The organism is Mycobacterium sp. IDUB_37, assembly GCF_055419245.1.
Map to the genome: position 1 here is coordinate 955506 of NZ_JBVAXG010000001.1, position 19418 is coordinate 974923.

A 19418-nucleotide genomic window follows, 5' to 3' on the forward strand; every position below is an offset into this window, starting at 1 on the left:
GGTTTCGATCGCGGCGAACGTAGTTAAGATCCGAGCATGGCTGACCGTCCCGTGACCGTGCTCGACAAATCCGATGTGCTGGCGGGCCTGTTCGCCGTGTGGGACAACCTCGCCGCGTTGTTGGGCGGCCGACCCGAGTCGGACTGGCGGACACCCAGCGCGCTGCGCGGTTGGGACGTGCAGGCCGTCGTGTCGCACATCATCGGCACCGAATCCTTCCTGCAGGGCATCAACCCGCCTGCGCCCGACGTCGATGTCTCCGCGCTCGAGCATGTGCGCAACGACATCGGGGTGATGAACGAGTGCTGGGTGCGCCACCTGGCCGGCGAGTCAGGGGCCGAGGTGCTCGAGCGGTTCCGCAAGGTGACCGGTGAGCGGCGAGCGGAACTGGAAAGCTTGTCCGTCGACCGCTGGAACGCGGTGACCCCGACGCCCGCGGGTCCGGACAGCTATGGACGGTTCATGCGGGTCCGGGTTTTCGATTGCTGGATGCACGAGCAAGACATCCGAATAGGCCTACGAAAGCCGTCTTCCGACGACGAACTCGTCGGGCCGGCCTTGCGGCTGGCGCTCGACGAGATCGCGGCGTCCATGGGGTTCGTGGTCGGCAAGCTGGCCAAGGCGCCGGAAGGTTCCCGCGTGCAGTTCGAACTGACCGGTCCGCAACCGCGGGAGATTCGAGTCAGCGTCGACGGTCGTGCCCAGGTTGTCGAAGATTTCGGCGGGCCGGGTCCGACCGCGACAATACGGGTCGATGCATTGCAGTTCACCAGGCTTGCCGGCGGCCGTCCGCTGTGTCCGGCGCGCAGCCAGGAAGTCGAACTCGACGGGGATAAAGAACTCGCCGGCAGGGTCGTTCAGCGCCTGAATTTCGTTATTTAGCAGTCTGATTCGCGGCGCGACACGCCCGAAACAACACGCGGATCGGGCTTTGCGTCAGAAATATCGCCGCTTCATGTTGATCTGACGGACAGATGGGTAGCCGACCTAGTACGGGCGCATCGTCGCGCCAATCCCCAATTGCTAGGAGGCCCTACAGTCATGACTTCACCAGATACGACCAGATTGCTCGCCCAACTTCGCACTCTGCTCGATCTGACACACACCGAAATACAGATCGCCGAAACCCGCGTCATCCAGGGACGAACCGAGGCTGTGCGGCGCGAACTCACCCAGAACGCCGAGAATGGCCGTGAGCGGGCCGAAGCCATCCAGTCGGCGATCCGAGAACTCGGCGGCTTCCCTGATGTGATCGGGCCATTTCTGGGCCGCGCGGCCGCAGCGGTCAAGGCGCTGACCGAGCAGGCCGAGCCGTTCGACGAGGCCTTGCTGGGCGACTTGGCGCTGGAAGACCAATTGCTCGACCGATCCCGCTACACCAAGGCGCTGGCCATCGCTGCAGAGAACAAGCACGTTGAGGAGTTGGCAGATCGCCTGATCACCGCCCACTCCGCGACGGTGGATTGGCTGACTACCGTCCTGGCTGAGGACGCGCTTGGTGGTCCGGCAGCACTTCGCCGAACTCCGGTGCAGGTAGCCGCCGGGGCCGCAGTGAAGTTCGTCAACCTGCCGGTCACTTGGTCGGCGCGCGGAATCGACCGTGCGTTTGAGACGCTGCGTTCGGCCGGCCCGGCATTCAACGATCTGGTCAGGCGTGGACAGAATTTCGGCGAGACCGCCACGAAGGCAGTTTCCGCCTCGCAAAGCGCCGCGTTGAAGGCCGCAGAGCGGGTCACTCGCAACGAGGGCGCCGACGAGGCGGCCGACGCGCTGCACTCGGGTCGCGAATCGGTCGGTGTTCTGGACGCCAAGGAACTGCCGATCGAAAACTACGATGACCTCAATGTCAACGACGCGGTCTCCGCGATCAAGGACTTGACCGCTCCCAAGGATGTTCGGGTGGTTATCGCCTACGAAGAAGCGCATAAGGGCCGGCAAGGCGTTGTCTCAGCTGCGCAGACCCGCGTGGCCGCCATTGCCAAAGAGGCTGTCGGTATCAACTGACGACACTGCCGTCACGCGAGCCAAACCGAGTGCCCCGGTCGCGATGACCGGGGCACTCGCGCGCGGGGTATAAATGCGTTGCTCTGTCTGAGCGGCGGCGTACTATTGGTCTTCCTGCCGAGAAATCGGTTGGGGTGCGAGGGGCTGAACGGTTTCGACTTCGCGCATCGAATCAAGGGAAGCGTGCCGGTGCAGGCAAGAGACCACCGTAAGCGTCGTTGCAACCTTATAAGCGCCGAGTCACATCAGCGCGACTACGCACTCGCTGCCTAAGCGACTGCGTGTCTGTCAGACCGGGAACGCCCTCGGCCCGGACCCTGGCATCAGCTAGAGGGACCCACCCACGGGTTCGGTCGCGGGAACCGTGGGGACATCAAACAGCGACTGGGATCGTCATCCTGGCTAGTTCGCGTGACTAGGAGATCCAAGTAGAGGCATAGCGGACTGCGCACGGAGAAGCCTTGAGGGAATGCCGTAGGACCCGGGTTCGATTCCCGGCAGCTCCACCGAATAACTGCAGGTCAAGGATATAATCCCTGGCCTGCGTTATTTTCTGGACTGACCGCGATGGGGAAGCTGTGATCGAAGGACCAAGACGCCTCCTCGGGAGGTCTGCCGTGATCACCGGGGCAGCGTTCGGTATCGGTCGGGCAACCGCCGAGCTCTTCGCGCGCGAGGGCGCACGGCTCACCTTGACCGACATTCAGGGTGATCCACTGCTGGCGTTGGCCGAGGAACTGCGGCACGCCGACGCGGAGGTAGAGACGGTCATCGGCGACGTCTCGGTCGAGAAGGACGCGCGGCGGATGATCGGCGCGGCGACCGACCGCTTCGGCCGGCTCGATGTGCTGGTGGCCAACGCCGGCATCATCCCGCTCGGCGATGCGACCGAGGTGACTGCCGCCGGCTGGGACGAGGTGATGGCCATCGACGGGCGCGGCATGTTCCTCACGTGCAAATTCGCGATCGAGGCAATGCTGCCGACCGGTGGCGGCGCCATCGTCTGCCTCTCCTCGATCTCCGGACTGGCCGGGCAGAAGCGGCAGGCGGCCTACGGGCCCGCCAAGTTCATCGCGACCGGCTTGACCAAGCATCTGGCGGTCGAGTGGGCCGACCAAGGGATCAGAGTCAACGCCGTTGCCCCCGGAACGATTCGAACCGAGCGGGTCAAGCGGTTCCCGGATGAGCCGGGTGGCTCGGAGTACCTGGCCGCGGTCGCGCGGATGCACCCGATGGGCCGTATCGGCGAACCGGCCGAAGTCGCCAGCGCCATTGCCTTCCTTGCCTCTGACGAGGCCTCCTTCATCACCGGCGTGGTGTTGCCCGTCGACGGGGGATACCTCGCGCAGTAGCGTCCCGCAACGGCCTGCCGCACAACGCGAGAATCAGATCAACCCAGGTATCAGCGCTTTTCGCGCAGCGGGGTAGTCGGAAAACTTCTCGCGGTACCACTTGTGAGTGGCGAACGCCCGCGGGATCAGATTGCCTGCGGTGATCAGGAAGATGACGACCCCGGCGAGCGACCACGTCAGCAACGCGAACCCGGCCCACGCGATCAGCTCTCCCAGGTATGCCGGGCTGGTAACGAATCGGAACCCGCCGCCGTACGGGATCTTGTACTCGCTTGCGCCCGGGTTTTCCTTCTCGCGCAGATTGCGCACGATCGACTCAGACGACACCAGCAGGATGAATCCGGCGAAGTAGACGACCACCCCGATCAGAAAGCGTGGGTCGGTCAACCAATCGGTTCCGTACTGATGCTTGTAGTCGTGGCTGAAGAACGAGCCGTTGAGGTAGCCGTGCATCGTGGTGATCACCATTCCAAATGCGAGCACAACGATGTTGAAGCTGCCTTGTTTGCCCGGCACCTGTCTGATCGACAGCGGGAAGAACCAACCCCGGTTGCCGTAGTGCAGCAGCCAGATAGCCGCAAGCACCATCGGAGTGACGTCGAAGCGACATGGCCCGGTGAGGTAGAAAATTGCGAACACCACGGTCGCGGGTATTTCCATCAGCCACCAACCGAGCTTCGGGTTGAGGTTCAGCCCGGGTGCGGTGGCGCCGAATCGGCCGTAGGGACTCTGGCGGAACAAGCCGCCGATGATCACCAAAGCGGCGATAGCCAGGCCGATCGTCACGACGGTGTCATAGGTGGCATTGCCGGTGTACCAGGTCATACGCGACCGCCCGGTCAGTTGCTACCCGGCATGCGCCGCACCAGACCGTCATCGAGCATCTGCTGGAAGTGCTCGGTGACGGTTTGCTCGGCAGGCCGATAGGACAGTCCCAGCTCGTTGCGGCTCCGGCTGTTGTCGAATTCCAGCGGATAACCCACGTTGCGGTCGACGAACTTCCGGGTCAGCCCGGCAAGGGGTGCGACGGCTTTGATGAGCAGCTTGGGTGCCGTAATCCTCGGGAACGGATAAAGCGGGCCGAAGCGGCGGCGCAGCATCTTGCCGATCTGCAGCAGAGTCAGCGAATCCGCGTTGACGATGTAGCGGTCGTGGGCCTCGGGTGTGAAGCCGGCGCGCAGGTGCGCTTCGGCGACGTCCCGCACGTCCACCACGCCCATGGTCATCGCCGGAGCTCCGGTCAGCAGGGTGCCGTCGGTGAACTGCTTCATTGTGCTCAAGCTGGCCGAGTCGCTGGCACTGGTCAGGGCGGGCCCGAGTACCAGGCCGGGGTGGATGGTGACCATGTCCCAGCGCTCCTGCGCCTTTTGGTAGCGCCATGCCTCCTGCTCGGCCACCGTCTTGGAGTACGGATACGGCTGATGGTCCACGCTGCTGGTGGTGTTCCAGTGCTCGTCGGTGAAGACGCCGCCGGGGACATCACGAGACTCGCGGGCATCGCCGTAGATCGCGACCACGCTGCTGGTCAGCACAACGCGCTTGACGGACGGCGTGCGGTTGACCGAGTCGAGCACGTTGCGGGTGCCCTCCAGCGCCGGGCGCACCAGCGCTTCCTGCGCGTCCTTATACCCGGAGAGCAGAAATGGCGAGGCCGTGTGCATGACGAGTTCACAACCGTCCATGGCCTCGTCAAAGCTGTCGGGTTCGAGCAGGTCTGCTTTGAACAGCTTGAGCCGACCGGGGTGATCGTCGGAAAGCTTGTGCAGATGCTCCAAGCCGGAAGTCTTCTTCGGGTTTCGTACCGTGCCGTGCACGGTGCGTCCCGCTTCGAGGAGCAACCGGACGATCCAGCTGCCGATGTATCCGCTGGCGCCCGTGACCAGTACCGGAGCGTCCGGGTCGATCACCGTCGATGGTGTGTTCATCGGGTCTGCGGCAAGCCCTGGCTTCAGCCGGGAGGAACGCCGCATCCCTCCTTTCGGCCTGGTTGTCGATGGGACGCGCTTACGTTATCGGTGTGGCGGTTCTGTTTGCTTCCCAGCCCTGAGCAAGTGGCCTGAAAGCACCCGTCGGCAAGGCCACGGGCACGCATCTGCCAATGTGGTGAGCATGACTGCACAGAAGCCCGAGATCGATTTCCCCGGCGGGAACCCGCCCGCCGACCTGGTCATCACCGACGTCGTCGAGGGCCACGGCGCCCAGGCCGCCGCCGGTAACACCGTCGTCGTGCACTACGTCGGCGTGGCCCACTCCACCGGCGAGGAGTTCGACGCTTCCTACAACCGCGGCGACCCGTTGACGTTCCAGCTCGGCGTCGGCCAGGTCATCGCGGGCTGGGACCAGGGTGTGCAGGGCATGAAGGTCGGTGGCCGCCGGCAGCTGCACATCCCCGCCCACCTCGCTTACGGCGACCGTGGCGCCGGTGGCGTCATCAAGCCCGGAGAGTCGCTGATCTTCGTCGTGGACCTGCTCCAGGTCAGGTAGCCGCGACCAGGGCTGGCGCTGGTCGCTACGGCGACCGGCCCTGCCGCCGAGACCGTTGAACTCGCCGTTAGCGCAGTCCAGCGCCTATTCGATTCGGGACGGGCTACCGCAATTCAGCCATCTCATCAGGGACTACTGCAATCGGGATTGCTGGTCGGGACGAGGCACCCATCTCTCGTCACAAACAGCTGTGCTATCGGTTCCATATGCCGCTCAAGCGCATCGATGAACTGAAACCTGGCGACAGGATTCGTATGTCAGTCGGGCATGCAACCGTCACGGAGACGGAGTCGATCGAGGATGACCAGACTCGGCTCACTTTCCTGTATGGAGCGGTGATCAACGCCGACAACGATGTGACGGTCGATGTGCTCAGAGACGACGAGTGGGGTTGGTAATCAGCTTCTAGACCAGCGGTCTGGCTAATTGCCACAACCTGCCTCGCGACCGCTCGGCCTGGGCTTAAGCTCGGCCTACCTGGCGATCAGTATCGGTTCGGCAACGTCGGAATTGCCCTGAGATGGTGGGAGCGGTGCGGTGTCTTATGTCGTTGCGTTGCCCGAGACGATGTCGGCGGCGGCCACGGACGTCGCCTCGATCGGTTCGCTGGTCGCGACGGCGAACCAGGGCGTGGCGCGTGCCACCACGGGAGTCCTAGCCGCAGCCGAGGACGAGGTATCAGCGGCGATCGCGGCTCTGCTTTCCGCCCACGGCCAGGGTTATCAAGTCTTCAGCGCACAGGCCGCGGCTTTTTCCGAGCGGTTTGTGCAGGCGTTGTCCGGCGCCGGCGGGGCGTATGCCGCCGCGGAGGCGGCCAACGCTTCGCTCTTGGAGGGTGTCACCGCGTGGCCGGGCACTTCGCTTTCGCCGCTTGCGGCCGAAGCTCTTTTGCCGCACAGCTATTGGGATTATTGGACAGGCGACGCCCCGACACCGTGGTTGACCTGGCCACTGGGATTGAAGGTCGCATACACCACCTTTGACGGGATGCGAGTCGTAGAGATCGCCTCACCCCGGCCAAGCGGCGAATACGTGGTCGCGATTCATGGCGGCGGTTTCATCCTTCCGCCCTCGATCTTCCACTGGATCCATTACTCGTTGATGTCCTATCAAACCGGCGCGACCATCGAAGTGCCGATTTACCCGTTGGTGTGGCAGGGGGGAACCGCCGGCACGGTGGTGCCCACGACGGCCGGCCTCATCTCCTCGCTGATCAGCCAACATGGTGCCGCCAACGTCAGCGTGACCGGCGACTCCGCGGGTGGCAACATCGCACTAGCGGCCGTCCAATACATCGCCGGCCATGGCGATCCGGTGCCGTCGCGCATGGTGCTGGTGTCGCCATGGCTGGACGTGGGGAATCCTTGGCACGACGCGTTCACCTTGCAGATCGCCAGGATGTGGGCAGGCAATCTCGCGGTGAACAACCCGCTGGTTAGTCCGCTGTACGGGTCACTTGCCGGGCTTCCGCCGACGTATGTCTACTCGGGCTCATGGGATGCACTCGCCGCGCAGGCGTCTGTCCTCCAGCAGGCATCGACAGCTCGGGGCGCCCCAATCAGCTTCATACTGGACAACTTCCAGATACACGACTGGGTTCTGTTCACCCCGTGGGGCTCGCTCTACTGGCCGCAGATCAACCAGCAACTAGGCATTGCGGCCTGATTGCGCCGCCTAAAACCTATGCTGCCCATGTGAATGAGTTTCGTGCGTCGCTACCGCCCGATCTTCCCGGCGTCCCCTCGGTCGAGGGTCCCTTACCTGGCAGGGATCAATTGGTCGGCCGCCCCCGTGCTTTGGGCGTGGACATACTCGCTGAATTGCACGGTCCGCTCTTCTACTACGACTTCAACGGCGGCATCAGGAAGCTCTACGCCTGCTCGCTGGAGTTGGTAACGGAGCTTTGCGACGAAAGCCGCTTCGCCAAGAACCTCACGGCAACCCTTGAACGAGTCAGGCCGTTGGCCGGTGACGGCCTGTTCACGGCCTACCACGGCGAGCCGAACTGGCAGAAAGCCCACGATGTCCTGCTACCAGGTTTCAGTTACGCGGGCTTGCGGGCTTATCACGGCGCGATGCTCGACATCAACGGCAAACTGATCGACCGGTGGGACGCCAGCGTCGGAGTCGGGCCGGTGGATGTGTCGAACGACTTGCAGAAGCTGGCCATGGACACCGTGGCGCTCGCGGGATTCGGTTCGCGCTTCGATTCTTTCGAGTGCCCAGGCTTGGCCCCGATCCCGCAGAGTTTCACAACAGCTTTGGGGGAGTTGGCATCCGGGGTGCCGACGCCGGCGTTCAACGACGAATTGGCCACCTTGCACAAGTTCATGGACGGACTCATAGCGGAGCACCGATCCGGCGAGTGCGAGTATGAGGACCTGTTGGCCCTGATGCTGCAACAGGATTCGAGCGGCAAACCGGTACTGGACACCGAGAATGTTCGCAATCAGATCATGACCTTCCTGATCGCCGGCCAGCTCACCACGTCGGAGTTGATGCCCAACACGCTGTACAACATCGTCAGCGATCCGGCGGTGCTGCACCGGGTCCAGGCCGAGGTGGACGCCGTTTTCGGAACCGAAGACGACTACCTGCCCGGCTACGACGACATCGGCAAGCTGACCTATCTGCGGCAGGCGATCGAGGAAACCCTGCGGCTGTCCCCGCCGGTGCTGAATTTCGATCGAATGGCTTTGGAAGACACTGTGATCGGCGGCAAGTATCCGATCAAGCGCGGCGAGGCGGTCACGGTACTCACCGGCGCGTTGCACCGCCAGCCGCAGTGGGGCGACAATGTCGAACACTTCGATCCCGACCGCTTCGCTCCCGAACGCTCGGCAGCCCGGCCGACCGCGTTGTTCAAACCATTCGGGACCGGTGAACGATCGTGCATCGGCCGGCAGTTCGCGCTGCATGAGGCGGCCATGGCACTGGCCCGGGTGATACATCGCTACCGCCTCATCGACGCCTACCACTATGTGCCGCAGTGGGAAACTCCGACCAGCCGCCGCCCGGTCGGGTTCTCACTCGATGTCCTGCGGCGCACTCCGCAGGACCGCAAGACCGATACACCTGCCGTTGAGGGCGCACCGAGCGCAGCGCAGCACCCGTCGGCGATCACGGCCGGCACCAGGCTGGCCGTCTTGCACGGCTCCAATCTCGGCACCTGCCGCGCTCTGGCCCGCCAATTCGTCGACGATGCAACGGCTTTGGGCTGCGTGGCCACCTTGGCGCCCCTTGACGATGCCGTTGGCGGCTTTCCCGAAGCCGAGGCCATCGTGATCATCGCGTCCTCTTACAACGGGCAGCCGACCGACGATGCCCGCGCCTTCCTCGCCTGGCTACTCGACGCGAATACCACGCTGAAACCGACGCCCAACGTCGCGATTCTCGGTGTGGGTGACCACAACTGGGCGGACACCTACCAATCGATCCCGAAGCGCATCGACGAGCGCCTCGGCGAGCTGGGCGCCAACCACTTGGTCCCCCGGGCGGCAGCTGACACCTCCGGCGACATGGTCGGCGCGATCGAGGAGTTCGCCGCCGCGCTGTGGTCGTCGTTGGCCGAGCGCTTCGGTGACCCCGACGCCGCGCCCCTCACGGATGCGGCCGAACCGCTCTATGAGTTGCGCCAGATCGTCGGTCCGGTGACGGCGGCGATGGACACCCGGTCGGCGGTGATCCCGATGACCGTCGTCGAGAGAACCGAACTGGTCAGCCCCGGGCTGGGTCAAGCCAAAACCAATATCCGCGTTGAACTTCCGGATGGCCTCGACTACCGCACGGGCGACCACCTCACCGTGATGGCCGACAACCCGCCCGAGGTGGTCGACACCGTCTTGACCCAACTCGGCCTCGACCCTGGACTGCGGTTGGCGATCAACCCTCGGCGCAGCTCACGACGGCTCATCGCGCTGGACCGAGAGGTCAGTGTCCGGGAATTGCTGACGCACTTCGTCGAGTTGCAGAAACCGGTGACCAGCAGTCAATTGCGCAGTCTTGCTGCAGCCAACAGCAGTCCTACGGAGCGCCAGCGGCTCACCGAACTGGCCGACGGCCCAGATGGCTGTGCGCTCAGCGTGTTCGAATGCCTCGACGAATTCCCTGCCTGTGCTCTCACCGGAGCTGAACTTCTCGAACTGCTCGACCCCATGGTGCCGAGGCACTACTCGATCGCATCGTCGTCACTGCTGTCGCCACGCACGGTGGGACTTGTCGTCAGTGTGTTGGATGCGCCGGCCCGTTCCGGGCGCGGCCTGTTCAAAGGTGTCGCGTCCAACTTCCTCGCGACAGTCCAACCCGGACAATCGATCCGGGCGCGGGTGGACCCGGCCCGGCTGGCGTTCCGGGCCGGTGCAGACCCGGCCAAGAACGTGATCTTGGTCAGTGCCGGCACCGGGGTCGCGCCATTCCTTGGATTCCTTGGTGATCGGCTGGCCGCACAGAACGCCGGCGCACCGGTAAGGCCTGCGTTGTGCTTCTTCGGGGTGCGTGACCCGGAGGTCGACTACATCTTCCGTGACCGGTTCGAACAGGCCGAGGCCATCGGGATCGTGCAGATGCGCCCGGCCTTCTCGCGAGCGCCGCAGGACGGGGTTCGCTACGTGCAGGACCGGATCGCCGCGGACGCCGACGACGTCTGGGACCTGTTGGGCGATCCTGCCAAGGACGCCCACGTCTACGTGTGCGGCGACGGCGCGCGGATGGCGCCGGCGGTGCGCGGATCGTTCCTCGACATCTACCGGGCGCGGACGGGCGCTGACGACGCCACGGCCCGCGACTGGCTGAACGGTCTCGTCGAATCCGACCACTACGTCGAAGACGTGTGGGCGGGGTGAAAGGTACCTAGTCTTAGTCCATGGGTGGCGAGTTTGTCGAGATCCGGGTTACTTACCCCCGCGAATTTGTCGAGCCGACGCCGGAGGCCATCCGCCCGCGACTGCTCGACTGGCAGGCTGATGACAAGGGCCGGCTGGTCGCCGGGCGCTATCGGATAACCCGGTACGAGCAGGACGGCCAACCGAGGTGGTGGTTGGACGGCACCGGCCAGCACCCGTGGACCAGCGACGACGTCGAGTACCTCAAGGACGTGGCCGAACACCACGCTGGTCGCCTGTTGCGTAGACAGCGATGGCAGCCCAAGAGCATGTACAACGACCAGGAACCGCCGTTGTGGCTAGGTGGTCGAGGCTGGTCCCAATGAGAATTCACGGCAATTCGTCGATGAGTTCGTCAAGGAAGCCGCCGGCCTCCCGTCCGGCTCCGTCGACGTCCCGCGCGGCGATCGCGTCGATCAATCCGCCATGCCGGATTTCGCGGGGTTCATGCGTCGCGCTTGTGGTTGCGACGCTGGCTGCGACGACTTCGGTGAGCCCGCGGTAGAGCTCCGTCAGAACGGTATTGCCTGACGACTGCACGACGGCGAAATGCAACGCGAGGTCCGCTGCCACAAAAGCGGCGTGATCCTCACCGTCTGCCAATTCATCTCGGCGCCGGAGCAATTGCCGTAACCCAGCGACGTCTTCGTCAGTGCGCGCAGCGGCAGCCAGTCGTGCTCCCTCCACCTCCAAGCAGCGGCGCACCTGCAGTACCTCGCGAAGCTCGGTCCCGCACAGGCGACGCAATGCCCCGGACACTTCGCTGGTGGCGCGTACATAGGTGCCGTCTCCCTGCCGGACTTCCAGGATCCCGGCGTGCGCCAGGGCGCGGACCGCCTCCCGCACCGTGTTGCGGCCCACCCCCAGCGTCTCGCTGAGGGTCGGTTCATTGGGTATGCGCGTACCGACCGGCCATTCACCGGACGCGACGGACTGTCGCAGCTGATCGATGACCTGCTCGACCAGTCCGGCGCGACGCGTTGTTGCCAAGGGCACAGTGTCCTCGATTCATCCAATCATGGGATGTATGAAAGAATAGCCGAATGGGAGGGCAAATGGCAGGCGTCTGCGCCGAAGACTTATGCGCCGAAGAGCGTGTCGGCTCGGTTCTCGCCGACGAGGTTGGTCCGGCCGCCCGGCTAGCGGGCGGTGGCCTGCTGATCGGCGCGGTGGTGCTTACGGCGCTGAACCTGCGACCGGCCCTCACCAGCGTGGGGCCGCTCCTCGGCTCTATGCGCGAGTCACTCGGTGCCTCGGCCACCTGGGCCGGAGTGCTGACCATGCTGCCCGGTCTGTGTTTTGCCGCGGCGGGACTCACCGCGCCGTGGCTGGCCCGCCGGATCGGCTTGCAGCACGCGATTAGCGCCGCGTTGGCGACGTTGGTGGTCGGCCTGTTGTTGCGTGTACTCGATGGTCCCCTCGACGGTCCCATGGTTGTCATTGGGGGCACCGTGGTGGCGACCGGCGGCATCGCATTGATCAATGTGTTGATCCCGGTGGTGATCAAGGGATCGTTTCCCGCTCAGATCGGGGTGATGACGGGCATCTACACCGCTGCCCTGCAGGGTGGCGGCGCGATGGGGTCGGCGCTGACACCGCAGCTGGAATCCGCGTTCGGTAGCTGGCGCGGAGCGCTCGGCGGCTGGGCCGTCCTCGCCTTGCTGGCCTTGATCGCATGGCTGATGGGTGCGCGTCGAGTGCGCACCGTCGAAATGCCGACCCGCCCCGCCGGTGGATCACTACTACGAAATCGCTTGGCGTGGACGGTGACTTTGTTCTTCGGCCTGCAGTCCATGCTCGCGTACATCATCTTGGGTTGGCTGCCTGAGGTGTTCATCGTCAGCGGTGTGCCCAAGGCGACCGCGGGGATGCTCGTCGGCCTGATGTCGCTGATCGCCGTGCCGATCAGCATTTTCCTCGCGCCGCTGGCGGCTCGGTCAGGCAGTCAGAGCGGGTGGATCGTTGCGCTGGGGGTCATTGGACTGGCCGGGGTCGTCGGCCTGCTGGTCGCTCCGGCAGCCGCACCGCTGCTGTGGAGTTTGCTCGTCGGCGTTGGGCTGAGCGTCTTCTCGCTGGCGCTCACCGTGATTGCGCTACGCGCCCGCACAACCGAGGAGACTGCCCAGTTGTCCGGGATGGCGCAGGGCTTCGGTTACCTGCTTGCAGGCATCGGCCCGTTCCTCTTCGGCCTGCTGCACGACGTCACCGGCGGTTGGACCGTGCCGTGGATCTTCGTACTGGTGATCTACGTAGGGCAGATGACGATGGGCGCACTCGCGGGCCGCAACCGCTACGTCTAACCGTTGATTTGCGGCCGCCGACGCTGCGCAGTATTGGGAGCGGTAGCCGAGACCCCGTCCTATGAATTGTCAGAGCACGGAAGTGAGGCAACCAAAGGACGACGGCGGGTCTGTTGAGTCTTGCCGTCCAGCGAGGGGAAGACTGTGGGGTTGTGTGAGGAAGTCGACAGGGCGCAACCCGCTCCGAAGGCTGAACGCGGCGCAACGGTTAACCTGCGCAAAGAGGTGTTGCTTGACAGCTCCGCTCGCACGCCGCGGGGAGCGAAGAGCCCGGCGGACGAAAGGTCGGCGAAGCTACTTCGGTGGATGCTGTGGGGCTTTGTTCTGTTCTTTCTGTCAATAGGTTTATTCGTCGCCGTCCTTGTCTGCCGTTCGAACGTCAACGAATATTGGGCCTCCACTCCCACCACAGCGACGGTCGACACCTGCGAAGACGGCGGAGAGGAGCACGCGTGCACGGGTACATGGAATCTTGGCGGTAAGCGCTACCACGGCGACATTGACGAGGTCGAAGACTCGCTAGCGCCGGGCACCACGGTAGATGTGCGGGCGAACATTATGCGTTCCTACGTGGTGACATATAAACCGTCGCTGCGGGATTGGACGCCCGCGTTCGTTTTGGGGACCCTGCTGGCTGTTGTCGGCGTCTTGTTCGTCATGTCGGAAAGGTCGATCCGGCCGGGAGACCGGTGAAGCGACCGCGCCCAAGCTTTCCCGCAACTGCGTGAACCCAAGGTCGACTAGTTGCCGGATACCACGGTCAACTGCGTCGTGCCTGTCGGAACGGGATGTCGCGATCGAGCTCGGGTTCCTTCGGTAGCCCCAGTACGCGTTCACCGATGATGTTGCGCTGAATCTGGTCGGTACCTCCGCCGATCGATGTGAAGAACGCATTGAGGCTCAAAAAATTCACATCGTCGGCTTCCGGATTGTCCGGACCTGCCAGCAGCGACTCGGCTCCGATGATCTCGGTCTTGAGCGCTGCTTCGGAGTGCAGGATCCGCGACATGGCAAGTTTGCCCAGCGACATGATCGAGCTCGATGTGCCCTGACTGGTTGCCGACTTGGCGCGAATGTTGTTGAGCCGGTTGAGTTCGCGAAAAGCCAGCACATTGGCCAGTTTCTCGCGGACCGCGGCATCGTCAAGGCGGCCGTGCGCGCGCGCCAGTTCGATCAGGCTGTCGGCCTTGGATTTATTCCGCGAGCTACGGCCGCTGTCGCCCATGATCGAACGCTCGTAGGCCAGCGCGGTCTGTAGCACCCGCCAGCCATTGCCTTCTCCGCCAAGGAGATTCGCGTTGGGCACGGTGGCGTCCGAGATGAATACCTCGTTGAAGTGTGCCTCACCGGTGATCTGGACCAGTGGCCGTATCTCGATGCCCGGCTGGCGCATCGGGATCATGAAGAAGCTCAAGCCTTTGTGCTTGGGTACGTCCCAGTCAGTACGGGCGATCAGCAGGCCGTATTCGGACGTCGCTGCGCCAGAGGTCCATACCTTTTGGCCGTTGACCACCCAGTTGTCGCCGTCGGGCACCGCGGTAGCACTGACCCCGGCCAGATCCGATCCGGCACCCGGTTCGCTGTACAACAGACACGTGCGGGCCTCACCGGTCAGAAAAGCCTGCAGGAGATCGTGTTTCAGCTCATCGGAGCCGAACGCGAACAGCGTGTTGGCCGGGATGTTGTGTTTGTCCTGGCATGCGCCGGGCGCCTTGACGGTGCGGAATTCCTGCTGAATCACCGACGCGAGCGTTCGGGAATACCCGCGGCCGAACCATTCGGTCGGGTAGGTCGGAACGGCATACCCTGCGTCGAGAACCTTTTGTCTCCAAGTGATTTCCTCAGTCGAGCTAACCCACGGGTCGTTCGACTGCGGCAGCGGCGCCCAGTTCTCGGTGAGCCAGCCGCGCACCTCGGCGCGCAGGTCGTCGACGTTCGATGCGGTATCCGTCGTCATCTCAGGCGCCCTTCGATGCCAGGTAGTGCTCGCGGTGATCGCGCGAGCTGCCGAACAGTTGGCGGCCGGTGCGAGCCCGGCGCAAGAACAGATGCGCCGGGTGCTCCCAGGTGAAGCCGATGCCGCCATGCATCTGGATCGCCTGCATGGCCGTCGTGTGATACGCCTCAGCGCAAGCGAATCCGGCCAGGGCGATCGCGCCGGCCGCGTTGGCGGAGTCGGCATCGAACTGCGCTGCGGCGTGTTGCGCGGCCGATGTCGAGGACTCGACCTCGAGGAGCAGGTCCGCCGCCATGTGTTTGAGGGCCTGAAAGCTGCCGATGGGCCGCCCGAACTGGATGCGAGTCTTGAGGTAGTCGACGGTGTTGTCGAAGACCCGGCGAGTGCCGCCAACCTGTTCGCCGGCGAGGGCTACGACGGCCAGCGACAGGGCGTGTTCAATGGCCGCCCAGCCCGCAACGCCCACTCGGCGCGCTGGAACCCGGCTGAAGGTGAGGGTCGACAGTCGTACCGTCGGGTCGAAAACCGTTGCGGCAGTGCGCGCAAATCCGGGCGCATCCGGCGCGATCTCGAAGATGCCAAAGCCTTCGTCGATCCTTGCGACGACCAGGATGACGTCGGCAATCTGCCCGTCGAGGACGTAGTGCGCGGTCCCGTTCAACAGGTATTCCGTATCGGTCCGACTTGCCTGCACCTCGACGCCGTCGGGCGACCAGGTGCCGCCGGCTCCGGTGGCCGCGACGGTTGCGATTGAGGTCCCGTCGGCCAATGCGGGCAGCAGTCGGGCTTTGTCGTCGTCGGTGCCTGCGGCTTGAATCAATGCCGTGGCCAGGACCGCGCTCGACAGAAACGGGGCCGGCAAGAGTGCGGCACCGGTCACCTCGGCGACCGCTTCCAACTCTTGTGCGCCCAGTCCCACACCGCCGTAATCGGTGTCGACGATCAGTCCGGCCAGTCCCTGTGCGGCCAGCTTGTGCCAGAGGTCGCGGTCGAAGCCGTCAGGCAGATCCATGATCCGACGCACGTCGGCCTCAGAGCAGTGCTCAGTGAGCAACTCCTGGACGGCGGCGGCGAGTTCGGCGCGTTCGGCCGCGTTGATCGTCATGGGATTCCATCCTTCCCTAAGGCCTTCTGCAAGGCCTCAGGCGCGAGTAGCGTCGGCACCAGCAAACATCAGCCGAAAGGGGTGCGGATATGAAAGCACCACTCATGGTGGCAGCCATCCTGGCTGCTGCACTCAGCGCAGCCCCGCTTGCCGGCGCAGATGAAGTTCCCAACATGACTAACGGTGCGTCCGTAGGGCAGCCCTGCGGTAACGGCACGGGAACGTACATCTTCGGGCGTGACGCCGGCGGTGCCGCTTTGATCTGCGGGGGAAACGGAAAACCCAACGTCTGGGTAGCGGCCCAGTTCCCGGTGGTTGGCGTTCGACAAATCGGCGCCACCGGATGCGTGGGGGAGGTTCATAGCCGTACCGCGAGCGGGGCTTACGCACAGTCACCGGACGGTTACGCGTTGATCTGCGCTTATCCAACTGACACCTGGGTAAAACGCTGACGCCGAATTAGGTCACTGGCAAACCCCGGTCGGGCTGCCAAGTGACGCCCTTACTCCCGGATTCCGATATGGGGCAGGATGATTCCGACCGAGCCGGGGCCGGACCCGGTCCGGATGGGAGGCGATGATGTGCGGATTCGTGGCCGGACTGCTCCGCGAAGCCCTTGAGCCTCAACGCCTCGACCGCGCACTCGAGACGCTCCACCACCGCGGGCCGGACGCCGTCGGCCGCTGGATCTCGCCGGACGGCCGTTGGTTCCTCGGTCACACCCGCCTGTCGATCATCGGCTTGACGAACGGTGACCAGCCGATCTCCAACGCTGCCGGCGACGTCCAAATGGTCGTCAACGGCGAGTTCTACGGCTACCGCGGGATCCGCGATCGCCTGCGCTCGGAGGGCTGCTCTTTCCAGACCGACTCCGACAGCGAAGTCGCACTGCATCTCTACCTCCGTGAGGGCATGAACCTGGGGCGCCACTTACGCGGTGAGTTCGCGGCCGTGATTGCCGACCGTCGCAACGGCGCGATGCTCGCGATTCGCGACCGCTTCGGAATCAAGCCGCTCTTCTACACCGTGCACGAGGGCAGCGTGTACTTCGCGTCGGAGGTGAAGGCGCTGCTCGCGCTAGGCGTTCCCGCGCGCTGGAACCGCGAGGCCGTGTTCCAGGAGTGCTTTCACTTCCGCCCGCACTCGCACTCGATCTTCGACGGCATCTACTCGGTTCCGCCCGGTCACTACGCGATCGCGCAGCGCGGCGAGGTCAGCGTCTACCCATACTGGGATCTTTCGTTTCCCACTGCGGCCGAGATCGCGGCAGACGACCGCTCTGACGCCGAGGTCGTGGCGGGCTTCCGCGACGTGCTCGACGACGCCGTGCGGGAGCGACTGGTCGCTGACGTCGAGGTCGCGAGCTACCTGTCGGGAGGGATCGACTCGTGCTCGGTACTCGGTCTTGCCCAGCGCCATATGGACCGCCCGATCCGGGCGTTCACGCTCTGCTTTGAAGACGCGGTCTACGACGAGTCGGAGTTCGCCCGCGCGCAGGCCGAGCGCTCGGGCGCGAGGTTCCACCCGGTGCCGGTGTCGCCGCGCGCGCTCGCCGAGGCGTACTCCGATGCGGTCTGGCATGCGGAGACGCCCTTCGTGAACGCCCATGGGGTGGCGAAATTCCTGCTGTCAGAGGCTGTGCGCGACGCGGGCATCAAGGTGGTGTTCACCGGCGAGGGGTCAGACGAGATGCTCGCGGGTTACGCGCCGTTTCGCCGCGACGTCCTGCTCTACAACAGCGCGAGCCAGGATCCCGAGATCGTCGCGAAGTTGCTCGCGGAGATGCGTGACTCGCGCTCGAACCGCGCCGTGCCGATGCTCACGCCGACCGAGGACGCTCCGATCCCGCAACTTGATACCGTCGCCCGGCGACTCGGCTGGATCCCGTCGTGGATCAAGACCTTCAGTGCGACGGGCGCGTACGCGACGGAGTTCTTCAGTGCGGGCATGGCCGAGAGCGTGGCCGGGATGAATCCCTATGAGGTCGCGCTTTCGCGGCTGCCCGTCGACGAACGGCTCGCAGGCCGCGATCCGCTGAACCAGTCGCTCTACCTCTGGTCGCGCATCCATCTCCCAAACTTCATCCTGACTTTCCTGTCTGACCGCATGGAGATGGCGCACTCGATCGAGGGGCGAGTGCCCTTCCTCGACCACCACGTCGCCGAATATGCAGCCGGCATCCCCATCCACATGAAGATCAACGGGATGCGGGAAAAGCATGTGCTGCGTGAAGCGACGCGCGACGTACTGATCGAACCCGTTTACAACCGCGAGAAGCACCCGTTCGTGACGCCGCCCGCGAAGTTCGGCGAAAAGGACGCCTTGCTCGAATTGATGGGCGACGTCTTCCACTCGAGTCTCCTCGACGGGCAGCCCATTTTCGACTCGGCCGCGGTACGCAAGCAGTTCGCCTCGCTCCCGGAGTGCAGTCCCGACGAGCGCACGGCCCTTGACGCTCTTTGGAATCGGGTGCTGAGTTTCACTTTGATGCACGAGCGGTTCGGGATGCAGAGTTAGTCATTCTTCTTGCAGCACACGCTTAAGCGTCCTGCCGATAGCGTTCATTGCCGAAAGTGCGGAATCGCGTAGGTCGGGTCCCGCCGTGTTCCAGTTGGCAATGACGGCGTAGGAGAGCCACGTGTTCTTCCATCTGACGATGCCCACGTCCGCTCGGACTCCCTTGTCGGTGCCGGTTTTATTGCGGACGGAAAAGCCGCGATCTGATTCTGTATGTGCCAGCGGATCAAAGCCGAAGGCAGACGCCACCATCGACAAGTCCACACCTGTCGCCAGCCAAGTTTCCAGCTGTTCTGATACGCGGTGTGACAGGAGTTCTCTTCCGGCCATCCGACTCATCAGGCGTGCCAACTCGGCAGCTGAACCGGTCGAAAAGGTAACGGCGTGCTCTGGACCACGATTATCTCGAACGTAGTCAAGCAGCGCCGAGTCCAACAGTCCGAGCGCGCCGGAAAGGTCGCGAAGCTGCTCAAAGCCAATGCGTTTCAGCAGAACATTCGTCGCCAAATTGTCACTGACGCTGGCAACCATCACACAGAGGTCGTGTATGGAAAGAGTGTCGGCTTGCAAGTACTGCCAGATACCCGAATCGGCAACCGAGAGCGCTGAATCGCGACTGAGTAGTTCGCTCGCGCTTAGATCACCGACATCGCATTGACGGGCAACTTCGGCCAGCAGCAACAACTTACCTACGCTGGCAATCTCCATCGATGCGTCGGGATTGCAGGAGGCCAATTCCTGACCTACGTCATTTCGAATGCAGATAGACCACGCGACGTCAGTGCCGGCTATAGCGTCATCGATTGCTTGCTGCACCGG

Annotated in this window: 18 protein-coding genes and 1 other RNA gene; 13 read left to right on the forward strand and 6 right to left on the reverse strand. The window is 64.1% G+C overall.

The features are described from left to right. Positions 1-36 precede the first annotated feature (36 nt). From ACZY1I_RS04380 to ACZY1I_RS04395, 4 genes are all read left to right on the forward strand, one after another. Entirely contained in the window at positions 37-882 is an 846-nt protein-coding gene (locus ACZY1I_RS04380; RefSeq protein ID WP_463753029.1) for a maleylpyruvate isomerase family mycothiol-dependent enzyme, read from the forward strand. Between the two features lie 159 nt (positions 883-1041). Further along, on the forward strand, positions 1042-2004 hold the full coding sequence (locus ACZY1I_RS04385; protein WP_463753030.1) for a ferritin-like domain-containing protein: 963 nt from the start codon (positions 1042-1044) through the stop codon (positions 2002-2004). Between the two features lie 140 nt (positions 2005-2144). Next, positions 2145-2513: a transfer-messenger RNA gene (ssrA, locus tag ACZY1I_RS04390) on the forward strand. Positions 2514-2582: 69 nt separating this feature from the next. Further along, positions 2583-3356: an SDR family NAD(P)-dependent oxidoreductase gene (locus ACZY1I_RS04395; protein WP_463753031.1), complete on the forward strand. Its 774-nt coding sequence runs from the start codon at positions 2583-2585 to the stop codon at positions 3354-3356. 33 nt (positions 3357-3389) lie between these two features. On the opposite strand, the gene ACZY1I_RS04400 is transcribed toward ACZY1I_RS04395, so the two are convergent. Both ACZY1I_RS04400 and ACZY1I_RS04405 read right to left on the reverse strand, forming a co-directional pair. Continuing rightward, positions 3390-4181, reverse strand: coding sequence for a phosphatidylethanolamine N-methyltransferase family domain-containing protein (locus ACZY1I_RS04400; RefSeq protein ID WP_463753032.1), 792 nt, complete (start codon positions 4179-4181; stop codon positions 3390-3392). Positions 4182-4195: 14 nt separating this feature from the next. Further along, positions 4196-5281, reverse strand: a complete 1086-nt coding sequence (locus tag ACZY1I_RS04405; protein WP_463753033.1) for an SDR family oxidoreductase — start codon at positions 5279-5281, stop codon at positions 4196-4198. 184 nt (positions 5282-5465) lie between these two features. On the opposite strand from ACZY1I_RS04405, the gene ACZY1I_RS04410 reads away from it, so the two are divergent. The 5 genes from ACZY1I_RS04410 to ACZY1I_RS04430 all read left to right on the forward strand — a co-directional run bounded on the left by ACZY1I_RS04410 (position 5466) and on the right by ACZY1I_RS04430 (position 11046). Continuing rightward, a complete protein-coding gene (locus ACZY1I_RS04410; RefSeq protein WP_463753034.1) occupies positions 5466-5840 on the forward strand; it encodes an FKBP-type peptidyl-prolyl cis-trans isomerase in 375 nt (124 codons plus the stop codon). 254 nt (positions 5841-6094) lie between these two features. Next, complete coding sequence (locus ACZY1I_RS04415; protein ID WP_463753035.1) at positions 6095-6238, forward strand: hypothetical protein; 144 nt, start codon at positions 6095-6097, stop codon at positions 6236-6238. Between the two features lie 139 nt (positions 6239-6377). After that, a complete protein-coding gene (locus tag ACZY1I_RS04420; protein ID WP_463753036.1) occupies positions 6378-7505 on the forward strand; it encodes a PE domain-containing protein in 1128 nt (375 codons plus the stop codon). Positions 7506-7534: 29 nt separating this feature from the next. Beyond that, complete coding sequence (locus ACZY1I_RS04425) at positions 7535-10681, forward strand: bifunctional cytochrome P450/NADPH--P450 reductase (RefSeq protein WP_463753037.1); 3147 nt, start codon at positions 7535-7537, stop codon at positions 10679-10681. A gap of 20 nt (positions 10682-10701) precedes the next feature. Beyond that, positions 10702-11046 carry a hypothetical protein gene (locus ACZY1I_RS04430; RefSeq protein WP_463753038.1) on the forward strand — a complete coding sequence of 115 codons (345 nt, stop codon included), beginning with the start codon at positions 10702-10704 and terminating at the stop codon, positions 11044-11046. 4 nt (positions 11047-11050) lie between these two features. Here the strand turns inward: ACZY1I_RS04430 and ACZY1I_RS04435 are convergent, their stop codons facing one another. Then, positions 11051-11716, reverse strand: a complete 666-nt coding sequence (locus ACZY1I_RS04435) for a FadR/GntR family transcriptional regulator (protein ID WP_463753039.1) — start codon at positions 11714-11716, stop codon at positions 11051-11053. Positions 11717-11775: 59 nt separating this feature from the next. Here ACZY1I_RS04435 and ACZY1I_RS04440 point away from each other — a divergent pair, with 59 nt between their 5' ends. After that, the gene (locus ACZY1I_RS04440; protein ID WP_463753040.1) at positions 11776-13020 is read left to right on the forward strand and encodes a CynX/NimT family MFS transporter; all 1245 of its coding nucleotides are present in this window, start codon (positions 11776-11778) and stop codon (positions 13018-13020) included. 225 nt (positions 13021-13245) lie between these two features. After that, the gene (locus ACZY1I_RS04445) at positions 13246-13713 is read left to right on the forward strand and encodes a hypothetical protein (RefSeq protein ID WP_463753041.1); all 468 of its coding nucleotides are present in this window, start codon (positions 13246-13248) and stop codon (positions 13711-13713) included. Positions 13714-13780: 67 nt separating this feature from the next. Here the strand turns inward: ACZY1I_RS04445 and ACZY1I_RS04450 are convergent, their stop codons facing one another. Both ACZY1I_RS04450 and ACZY1I_RS04455 read right to left on the reverse strand, forming a co-directional pair. Next, complete coding sequence (locus tag ACZY1I_RS04450) at positions 13781-14977, reverse strand: acyl-CoA dehydrogenase family protein (protein WP_463753042.1); 1197 nt, start codon at positions 14975-14977, stop codon at positions 13781-13783. Position 14978: 1 nt separating this feature from the next. Further along, positions 14979-16082 (reverse strand): acyl-CoA dehydrogenase family protein, encoded by a 1104-nt coding sequence (locus ACZY1I_RS04455; RefSeq protein WP_463753043.1) that lies wholly within the window; start codon positions 16080-16082, stop codon positions 14979-14981. Positions 16083-16171: 89 nt separating this feature from the next. Between ACZY1I_RS04455 and ACZY1I_RS04460 the strand changes: the two genes are divergently transcribed. Both ACZY1I_RS04460 and asnB read left to right on the forward strand, forming a co-directional pair. Beyond that, a complete protein-coding gene (locus ACZY1I_RS04460) occupies positions 16172-16534 on the forward strand; it encodes a hypothetical protein (protein WP_463753044.1) in 363 nt (120 codons plus the stop codon). Positions 16535-16673: 139 nt separating this feature from the next. Next, positions 16674-18599 (forward strand): asparagine synthase (glutamine-hydrolyzing), encoded by a 1926-nt coding sequence (asnB, locus tag ACZY1I_RS04465; protein ID WP_463753045.1) that lies wholly within the window; start codon positions 16674-16676, stop codon positions 18597-18599. On the opposite strand, the gene ACZY1I_RS04470 is transcribed toward asnB, so the two are convergent. Continuing rightward, positions 18600-19415 (reverse strand): serine hydrolase, encoded by an 816-nt coding sequence (locus tag ACZY1I_RS04470; protein ID WP_463753047.1) that lies wholly within the window; start codon positions 19413-19415, stop codon positions 18600-18602. It lies immediately after the preceding gene. Positions 19416-19418: the final 3 nt, after the last annotated feature.